Annotated in this window: 7 protein-coding genes and 1 riboswitch; of the genes, 4 read left to right on the forward strand and 3 right to left on the reverse strand. The window is 58.9% G+C overall.

The window, feature by feature from the left end; all coding sequences use genetic code 11:
- Window positions 1-7: 7 nt before the first annotated feature.
- Window positions 8-712 (reverse strand): resuscitation-promoting factor Rpf1 domain-containing protein, encoded by a 705-nt coding sequence (locus tag Q0X21_RS09790; RefSeq protein ID WP_297851699.1) that lies wholly within the window; start codon window positions 710-712, stop codon window positions 8-10.
- 10 nt (window positions 713-722) lie between these two features.
- A riboswitch (cyclic di-AMP (ydaO/yuaA leader) is annotated at window positions 723-907 on the reverse strand.
- 369 nt (window positions 908-1276) lie between these two features.
- On the opposite strand from Q0X21_RS09790, the gene Q0X21_RS09795 reads away from it, so the two are divergent.
- On the forward strand, window positions 1277-1660 hold the full coding sequence (locus tag Q0X21_RS09795; RefSeq protein WP_297851700.1) for a cold-shock protein: 384 nt from the start codon (window positions 1277-1279) through the stop codon (window positions 1658-1660).
- Window positions 1661-1674: 14 nt separating this feature from the next.
- On the opposite strand, the gene Q0X21_RS09800 is transcribed toward Q0X21_RS09795, so the two are convergent.
- Both Q0X21_RS09800 and Q0X21_RS09805 read right to left on the reverse strand, forming a co-directional pair.
- Window positions 1675-2199, reverse strand: a complete 525-nt coding sequence (locus tag Q0X21_RS09800) for a DUF2771 domain-containing protein (protein WP_297851701.1) — start codon at window positions 2197-2199, stop codon at window positions 1675-1677.
- 48 nt (window positions 2200-2247) lie between these two features.
- Entirely contained in the window at window positions 2248-3036 is a 789-nt protein-coding gene (locus tag Q0X21_RS09805) for a glutaminyl-peptide cyclotransferase (RefSeq protein WP_297851702.1), read from the reverse strand.
- 38 nt (window positions 3037-3074) lie between these two features.
- Between Q0X21_RS09805 and Q0X21_RS09810 the strand changes: the two genes are divergently transcribed.
- The 3 genes from Q0X21_RS09810 to Q0X21_RS09820 form a co-directional block, all read left to right on the forward strand.
- Window positions 3075-3800 (forward strand): DUF3027 domain-containing protein, encoded by a 726-nt coding sequence (locus Q0X21_RS09810; protein WP_297851703.1) that lies wholly within the window; start codon window positions 3075-3077, stop codon window positions 3798-3800.
- A 126-nt stretch (window positions 3801-3926) separates the two neighbouring features.
- On the forward strand, window positions 3927-5390 hold the full coding sequence (locus Q0X21_RS09815; protein ID WP_297851705.1) for an NCS2 family permease: 1464 nt from the start codon (window positions 3927-3929) through the stop codon (window positions 5388-5390).
- Window positions 5391-5393: 3 nt separating this feature from the next.
- A partial coding sequence (locus Q0X21_RS09820) for an RNA methyltransferase (protein ID WP_297851704.1) occupies window positions 5394-5917 on the forward strand: 524 nt, incomplete at its 3' end.

The raw sequence follows: 5917 nt of genomic DNA on the forward strand, positions 1-5917 counted from the left end.
CGCTTAATTAGCGGCCGATGTACTGCGTCTTCAGATCGGAGACGTAGTCGTTGAAGTTGGCCTGGATAGCGCCAGCGATAGCCTGGTTGTCACCAGCGACAACTGCGTCGACCAGGGTCTTGTTGGCCAGGTAGAACGCGTTGTAGTCGTTGCGGTTGGCCTTGTAGGTTGCGGTGACCTGAGCTGGGACAGCGATGCCGCGGTTGTTCAGCTCACGGGTGATGGAGTTGTAAACAGCGTCGACCTCGAGCTGCTGGCTCTTCTTCACGGCCGGCTTCTGTGCAGCCGGCTTCGGAGCTGCCTTCTTCGGCGCAGCAGCCGGCTTGTTAGCGGAGACGTTGCGCGGGGTCGGAGCAGAGTTCAGGCCCAGACGAGCGGAGCATGCCGGCCATGCGCCCCAGCCCTGACCGGCGAGGGTGCGCTCAGCGACAGCGATCTGCTGCTCGCGGGTTGCCTGGTGCGGCAGGGGAGCGAACTCTCCGCCGCCGTAGGCACGCCAGGTGCCCGGGTTGAACTGCAGACCACCGTAGTAACCGTTACCGGTGTTGATGTGCCAGTTACCACCAGCCTCGCACTGTGCCAGACGGTCCCAGTCAGAATCCGGCGCAGCGGAAGCGATCGGGCTAACCAGGGCAGTGGTAGCCAGGGCTGCGGTAGCGCCTGCCAGTGCCTTGGTGGAGAAGTTGCGAGTCTGCTTGCTGTGACGTCCCATTCGGGTGTGTTTCCTCTCTTGTTGTACGTCTGCGGAGTGAGCTGTCGGGTTCAGGCTGAGGTATCTAGGATGCCTGGCCGCTAGTGGCGGCTTCACCCCAAGCGGAGCTATCAAGAGATCTCGTGGATCTTCATTCGTTCCGCGGTGCACGTTTTTGCGTGCGGGTGGGTCCCCCGCTTTTGTCCTGGTTTCTTTGTTCAATTGTTCCGCCAGCCGGACAAAACTGAACGTGGCTGGCAGCGTTAAAGGTCACGCCCGTACGAAGGGCATGACGGCAACTGTATCGGTTTATAACGATTGAGTCACGTTACTGGCACGTTTTGTGATGAATGTGAACCGTGTGAACGGAATGTGATGCGGTTATCTACGGTTGAACTGCACAAACTTTAGATATGTAACATAGGTCACATCTAGGTGTGTTCGCGTGTCGCCAAAAGAGGACTAGGCGCAATGAATGCGGGACGCTACACTGAATCTTTTCTGTCTTCGTCGGCCGTGCCACAATTATCCGAAGACAGGGCCTTGCGCAGGCAAATGACAATCAAGAATCGGTGGTGATCGCGCATGCCAGTAGGAAAAGTGAAGTGGTTCGATGCCGAGAAGGGATTCGGCTTCGCTTCGAACCCCGGTGAGGAAGACGTCTATGTAGGTAGGAATGTCTTGCCGGAGGGCGTAGATGAGCTGTACCCAGGTCAGCGGATCGAATTCGATTTTGCCGCTGGTCGCCGTGGCCCGCAGGCGCTGCGCATTAAGGTGCTTGACCAGCCGCGTCGCCGCCCGGTGAACCGCCGTAAGCCGGACCAGCTGGCAAGCATGCTCGCTGATGTGATGTCCATGCTGGAAACCCAGGTGCAGCCCGCGCTTGATGCGGGACGCTACCCGGAACGGAAGGAATCCCGTCAGATTGCGGAGATCCTCCGCGCAGTGGCTAAGGAATTGGATGCCTAAGCCGAATTAGGTGATTAGTTTTCAACCTCCGTGGTGAATGCCCAAGTGGTCACCACGGGGGTTTCTTCATTCGCATCATCAGTGCCAATGAGCAGGGTGGAGACCTCCACGACGACGAGATTCGTGTCGGAACCTTCGTGCTCGGTGGAAACAGGCACCTCCACTTCACCAGCTTCGCCCGGGGTGAAGGTGCGCTCGGTATTAGCGGCCGGATCGTCGTAAATGCTCAGTACTGACCACTGCTGCTGGGAGACTTCCTTTGGGACAGTGATGTTGATGGCATCTGCGCCGGCGACGTCGATACGCGCGACCTCGCCCTCAGGGCATTCGCTGCCGAATTCGCAGACACTGAATGGGGTAGAGGTGACCTCGTTATCGCCAGCTTCTGCTGTTACTTCGAGCTGCTCCGGCGGGGTGCCAGGCTGCTTTTTCTGCCAATCGAGGAAGAAATACAAGCCCGCGACAATGGCAACGACCGCGATGACGATGCCAACCACGGTCCATGCGGTTTTCGACTTTCCTGCCTTGCTATCCACCATGGCTGAAAGTCTAACCAAGCGGCGGGACTGGAAAGCTATCTGCGGTATCTACTTCGGTTCGAAGGTGACGCGGTAAAGATCAGGCCACCGCTTTCCGGACAGGTAGAACTCATCGTCGCTGCCCGGGATGTGAGCGATGCCGTTGAGCACGTTATTGGGGTCGGAGGTGGCGTTGTTGGGGAGCGAGGAGGCGTCGATAAGCGCTTCGACCTGGCCTGTTTCGGCGTTGATGCGCACGATATCCGTCGTGGTGAAGATATTGGCATAAATATCGTCGCCGACGCACTCGAGCTCATTGAGGCCGTCGACTGGTTGGCCGTCGAGCGTGACTGTGAAGCGTTCGCGCTCATCGAGCGTTTCGGGATCGACGCGACGCAATTGGTCGGTGCCGTCGGAGAAGATCACTTCGTCTGCGTCTTCCCGCGAGCACAGGCCCCAGCCCTCGCCGGGGAAATGGGCGCGGCTGATTTCTTCGAGCGTTTCTGCATCGCGTTTGATGGCGGTGTTGTCCTGCCATGTCAGCATCCAGATGTGGTTGCCGACGCGGGTCAGACCTTCGCCGAAGAATTCCGGATCGAGGTCTTTGCTGATGATCTCTTGCCCATCGACGGTGGCGCGATAGATACGTGACTCGCCGACTTGTCCGGTGCCCACATACAGCGTCCCATCGGGAGCGACCTCGAGGCCTTGTGCGAAGCTCGTCTCGTCGAAATCATGCCGCTCAATAATCTTTGCGGTGAGCTGTTCAACCTCATCGGGGTTGTCTGCTTCCGCGCCGCACGCGGCGAGGAGAGGAAGACACAGAACAAGCGGAGCGACGCGACGGAAATGGGCCATAGGCCTAATTGTGCAACAGCGTCAGCCATAATGGGGACGTGCCCCGGAGAAGAAACGACAAGAAAGCAGGACCGCTGCTCGGTCAGCGCGCCGTGAACATCGCGCGCGAAGCGCTCGTCGAGCTTGGACAGGGTGAGGTTGGCGACCATATCGGTGTCAACGGCATGGGCGCGAATGTGGCCACCCACCGTTTCAAAGCTGACGTGCCGGGCTATTCCGGCTGGGAGTGGAATGCCGTTGTGGCGTGCGCAACCGGCTCGGACTACATCACGGTCAATGAAGTCGCACTCGTTCCCGCGCCTTCTGGTGATGCGCTGCAGGCCCCAGATTGGGTGCCGTACACCGATAGGCTCCGCCCCGGCGATCTTGGGCCCGGTGATCTCATGGAGCCCGCACCCGATGATGAGCGCTTGACCGATGACTCTTTCTCCCGTGACGCAGTAGTGTTCACCGGCCGGGAAACCAACCAGTACCTGACAACTAAAGGTCTGAAGGACGCGAAGCATCGCTGGCGCAGTGGCGAGTACGGCCCGAATTCGGACCACGCTTCCCAGGCTGCATTGCAGTGTCGCACGTGCGCTTTCTATATTCCTGCCGCCGAGCCTGTCGGCCGGAATTTCGGTATCTGTGCCAATGAATATTCGGCAGACGGCCACGTGGTTTCCGCAGTTTACGGCTGTGGCGCGCACTCTGAAACCAAGGTCGACACCGAGGATGCAACGCCACGCAACGCGCTTTTCGACGACGAGAAGCCCCTCTACTAAGCATGTAATTCCGGCCACTCATTTTGTGTTTGAGCACTGGTAGTGGGACGCTTATGCCGTTATTGGCATGCAAACGTCAGGGGAATCACAGTGAGTGACAAGACGAACACGTCCGGCTCCACGAAAGTGACCGGAACCGAAAACGAGGCGGTTCAGACCACCGAACGCAGTGGCATTGACCGTTTCTTCCATATTTCTGAGCGTGGCTCCACCGTTGGCCGTGAGGTGCGTGCCGGTGTGGTCACGTTCTTCGCTATGGCCTACATTGTGCTGCTCAACCCGCTAATCCTGGGTACAAGTGCGGATACTGAGGGCACTGTGCTGGGCATCCCGCAAGTCGCAGCGGCGACGGCACTCGTCGCCGGCATCATGTGTATCTTGTTCGGCGCTATTGCCAATTACCCCTTCGGTATTGCGGCTGGCCTGGGCCTCAACACACTTGTCGCTGTCACCCTGGTTGGCACCGAAGGACTGACCTGGGCGCAGGCAATGGGCCTGGTGGTCATCGATGGTCTGATCATCGTTCTGCTGGCGATCTCTGGTTTCCGTACCGCTGTGTTCCGCGCGATCCCGCAGTCAATGAAGGCTGCGATCGGTGTGGGCATCGGCATGTTCATCTCCATGATCGGTTTCGTCGATGCAGGCTTCGTCCGCCGTATCCCGGACGCAGCAATGACCACGGTCCCGGTGCAGTTGGGTATCAACGGCTCGATCGCTTCCTGGCCAACGTTCGTGTTCATCCTCGGCCTGTTCATCTGTGGCTTCATGGTGGCACGCAAGATCCCAGGTGGCCTGTTTATCGGTATTGTGATCAACACGATCATTGCTCTGGCTGTTGAGGCCATCACTGGTGCCGGTTCTTCGGCAGACAATGGCCCGACCGGTTGGAATTTGGCTGTTCCGACCCTGCCGGAATCCTTCGGCGGTATCCCTGATCTGTCGATTGTGGGCAAGGTCGATCTCTTCGGTGCATTCACCCAGATCGGTGTCATCACCGCCTCGCTGTTGGTCTTCACCCTTGTGCTGGCGAACTTCTTCGATGCGATGGGCACCATGACGGCACTTGGCCGCCAGGCTGGTCTGACCGATGAGAAGGGCGAGCTGCCCGACATGAAGAAGGCCCTGGTTGTTGAGGGCGTCGGCGCTGTCGTTGGTGGTGCAGGCTCCGCGTCCTCCGCGACTGTTTATGTCGATTCGTCTGCGGGTATCGCCGATGGTGCACGCACCGGTCTGGCAAATATTGTCACCGGCCTGCTCTTCCTTGCTGCGATGTTCTTCACCCCGCTGTATGAGATCGTCCCGATTGAGGCTGCAGCTCCCGTCCTGGTCATCGTCGGTGCCCTGATGATGATGCAGGTCACGGAGATCGATTGGTCGCAGTTCTACATTGCTCTTCCGGCATTCTTGACCATCGTGGCCATGCCGTTCACCTACTCCATCGCTGATGGCATCGGCGTCGGCTTCATCACCTTTGCCCTGTTCTCCGTCTTCGCTGGCAAGGCAAAGGAAATCCACTGGATCATGTGGCTGATCTCCGCACTGTTCGTGGTGTTCTTCGCCATGGACCCGATCATGTCGGTTGTCTCCTAAACAATGATTCACATCACCGACCCCGCCGATCCACGGCTTGATGATGTCCGTGACTTGAAGACCATGGACAACACCAAAGGACTCGTGTTTGGTGAAGGTCCGCTCGTGGCGGGCCGCGTGATTGATTCGCGGTTCCCGCTGCGCTGTGTTGTGGGTTTTGAAAAGAAGCTCAATACCTTTTTCACTCAGCGTGAAGAAGCAGGCCTTCCGCCGGTCGACGTCCCCGTCTACGCCGTCACCCGCGAATTGCTCGCGGAAGTCGCCGGCTATGACATGCACCGCGGACTCATCGCTGTTGCGGACCGTGCTCCGGAACGCCCCGTATCCGAGCTCATGGATGCCCGCACCCTCGTTGTGCTGGAGGGAGTGGGGGACCACGAGAATATCGGCGCGATCTTCCGCAACGCCGCCGGCATGGGCGTAGATGGCGTCTTGCTCGGCGCAGGCACTGCTGATCCGCTGTACCGCCGCAGCGTCCGCGTTTCCATGGGGCATGTTCTCCGCCTGCCCTTTGCTCACCTCGATGG

This window comes from uncultured Corynebacterium sp. (genome assembly GCF_947253065.1).
Classification (GTDB): Bacteria; Actinomycetota; Actinomycetes; order Mycobacteriales; family Mycobacteriaceae; genus Corynebacterium.

Excerpts from the sequence above, each read along its gene's own strand:
- Q0X21_RS09790 (WP_297851699.1), bottom strand. The coding sequence starts at position 712 with ATGGGACGTCACAGCAAGCAGACTCGCAACTTCTCCACCAAGGCACTG.
- Q0X21_RS09795 (WP_297851700.1), top strand. The coding sequence starts at position 1,277 with ATGCCAGTAGGAAAAGTGAAGTGGTTCGATGCCGAGAAGGGATTCGGC.
- Q0X21_RS09800 (WP_297851701.1), bottom strand. The coding sequence starts at position 2,199 with ATGGTGGATAGCAAGGCAGGAAAGTCGAAAACCGCATGGACCGTGGTT.
- Q0X21_RS09805 (WP_297851702.1), bottom strand. The coding sequence starts at position 3,036 with ATGGCCCATTTCCGTCGCGTCGCTCCGCTTGTTCTGTGTCTTCCTCTC.